The organism is Micrococcus sp. iso_26, assembly GCF_056172975.1.
On sequence record NZ_JBWBTV010000008.1, the window covers coordinates 1 to 1,915 of the forward strand.

4 protein-coding genes are annotated in these 1,915 nt (G+C 67.3%); all 4 read left to right on the forward strand.

The window, feature by feature from the left end; genetic code table 11:
* The first annotated feature begins 141 nt into the window (after positions 1 to 141).
* Entirely contained in the window at positions 142 to 672 is a 531-nt protein-coding gene (locus AC0VX0_RS12225; protein WP_002857203.1) for a TetR/AcrR family transcriptional regulator, read from the forward strand.
* Positions 669 to 1,013 (forward strand): DMT family transporter, encoded by a 345-nt coding sequence (locus AC0VX0_RS12230; RefSeq protein ID WP_031943843.1) that lies wholly within the window; start codon positions 669 to 671, stop codon positions 1,011 to 1,013. The genes AC0VX0_RS12225 and AC0VX0_RS12230 overlap by 4 nt, the downstream gene beginning before the upstream one ends.
* The gene (locus tag AC0VX0_RS12235; RefSeq protein ID WP_020628217.1) at positions 1,013 to 1,342 is read left to right on the forward strand and encodes a DMT family transporter; all 330 of its coding nucleotides are present in this window, start codon (positions 1,013 to 1,015) and stop codon (positions 1,340 to 1,342) included. Before AC0VX0_RS12230 ends, AC0VX0_RS12235 begins: the two co-directional genes overlap by 1 nt.
* A gap of 136 nt (positions 1,343 to 1,478) precedes the next feature.
* A partial coding sequence (locus AC0VX0_RS12240; RefSeq protein WP_336575441.1) for a hypothetical protein occupies positions 1,479 to 1,915 on the forward strand: 437 nt, incomplete at its 3' end.

A 1,915-nucleotide genomic window follows, 5' to 3' on the forward strand; every position in this document is an offset into this window, starting at 1 on the left:
CGGGACACTCGGCGCCGCGGATTTTCGCGGCGCTCGGCGTCGTATCTGTGTGTGCCGGTAAGCGATCCCCTTACGGGACGCCTGCTACCCATAGCGCTATGTCACTTGACCGACCAAACGTTTGGTCGGTACTCTCGGGGCATGGCAAAGACGACCGAGCAGCTGCTCGATGATGCGATCGCCGTGCTGCGGCGCGGTGGCGTGGTGACGATCGATTCCGTCGCCTCCGAAGCAGGCATGAGTAAGGCGGGGGTGGTGCATCACTTCTCCTCGAAGGAGGCGCTGATGGTCGGCGTCGTCAATCGGGTGATGGACCTCTGGGAGGGACAGCTCGCCGCGACGATCGGGGAGGTCACCGATCCGGTCGAGCGGCTGCGCGCGTATGTGGACTTCGAGGTGCTCTCCGATTTCGACGGGGGCGATCTCGCGCTGCTCGCGGATGTGAAGCTGCGCGACACTCTCGCCGCCCAGTGGCGGGAGCGCCTGCGGCCCTGGTTCGGGGAGGACGCACCCGGCGACGCTGGCCAGAAAGCCGCGTTGCAGTCGGCGCGTCTGATCGCTGACGGCGCCTGGACCGACCAGGCGCTCGGACTTCTGAGCATGACCGGTGAGCAGCGTGCACTCGTGCGCGGCATCGCCCAACGACTGATCGATGAAGGAGTACAGAAATGAAGTGGGTGTTCCTCGCCGGGGCGATCGCGCTCGAGGTGACAGGCTCCCTGTCACTGAAAGCTGCCGTCGACGCCCCCGGATTCTTCGCGCTCGTCGCGGTCGGCTACATCGGAGCGTTCACGCTCCTGGCCGGCGCGCTCAAGCAGGGCATGCCCCTCGGCGTCGGGTACGGCATCTGGGGAGCCGCCGGAGTGGCCCTGACCGCGATCCTCTCCGCAGTCATCTTCGGAGAGCCGCTGACCGCGCTGATGACCCTCGGCATCGCCGTCGTCATCGGCGGGGTCCTGTGCGTCGAGCTCGGCTCGCAGGCCGCGACGAAGAAGCGTGAAGGGACCGTCTGATGGCCTACCTGTTCCTCATCATCGCGATCATCTTCGAGGTCGCCGGCGCCCTCTCGCTGCGCATGGCGACCTCCGGCTCCAAGAAGAAGGGCCTGTGGCTGCTCGCCGTCCTCGGCGGCTACGGCATCGCGTTCTTCGGCATCACCATGGCCCTCGTGGAGGGCCTGGCCCTCGGAGTCGCCTACGGCATCTGGGCCGCGTCCGGTGTCGCGCTCACCGCGGTCCTCAGCCGCATCCTCTTCAAGGAACCGCTGACCAAGGTGATGGCGGCCGGTATCGGCCTGATCATCGTCGGGGTGCTCATGATCGAGCTCGGAGCCGCGCACTGACCCCCGCGCCGGTGGCCGCCGATCCATCTCAGGCGCGATCCGCGGCCGCCGGCGCCTCAGAGCCTGCGGCGGCACGATGTCCAGACGACGCGCCCCGTCTCTCTAGCCAGTTCCGCCTCGCAGCTACGCTCACCTCATGACCCGGATGAGCGTGCTCGAGGCCTGGACCTGGATCAACGAGTACGGCAGCGCGATCGGCGCCGTCGCCGGCGTTGTCGCCGCGCTCGTCGCGATCATCGCGCTCATCTCCGCCGCCCTGGACAGCAAAGCCCGATCCCAGCCGATGATCGCCGCCGAGTTCCGCCCCGCGGTCGATAGCGACTCCTCCATCGACTTCATCATCACCAACCTCGGACCGACCCCCGCGCGAGACATCACCGTCACCTTTAATCCGCCCATAGTCATCCCCGACGACTCCGACCGGCTCCTCGCGCCCTACCTCGTCAAGCGCTACGAACGCCCCATCCCGGTTCTTAACCCGGGCCAGATTCTCTCGAACACCTGGTGGGCCGGCCGCGCCGGCACCGGGAACGAGCTCACAAACCACGAACCGACGCCCGACGAGGTGAACGT

Coding starts and splice junctions, on each gene's coding strand:
- AC0VX0_RS12225 (WP_002857203.1), top strand. CDS start 142: ATGGCAAAGACGACCGAGCAGCTGCTCGATGATGCGATCGCCGTGCTG.
- AC0VX0_RS12230 (WP_031943843.1), top strand. CDS start 669: ATGAAGTGGGTGTTCCTCGCCGGGGCGATCGCGCTCGAGGTGACAGGC.
- AC0VX0_RS12235 (WP_020628217.1), top strand. CDS start 1,013: ATGGCCTACCTGTTCCTCATCATCGCGATCATCTTCGAGGTCGCCGGC.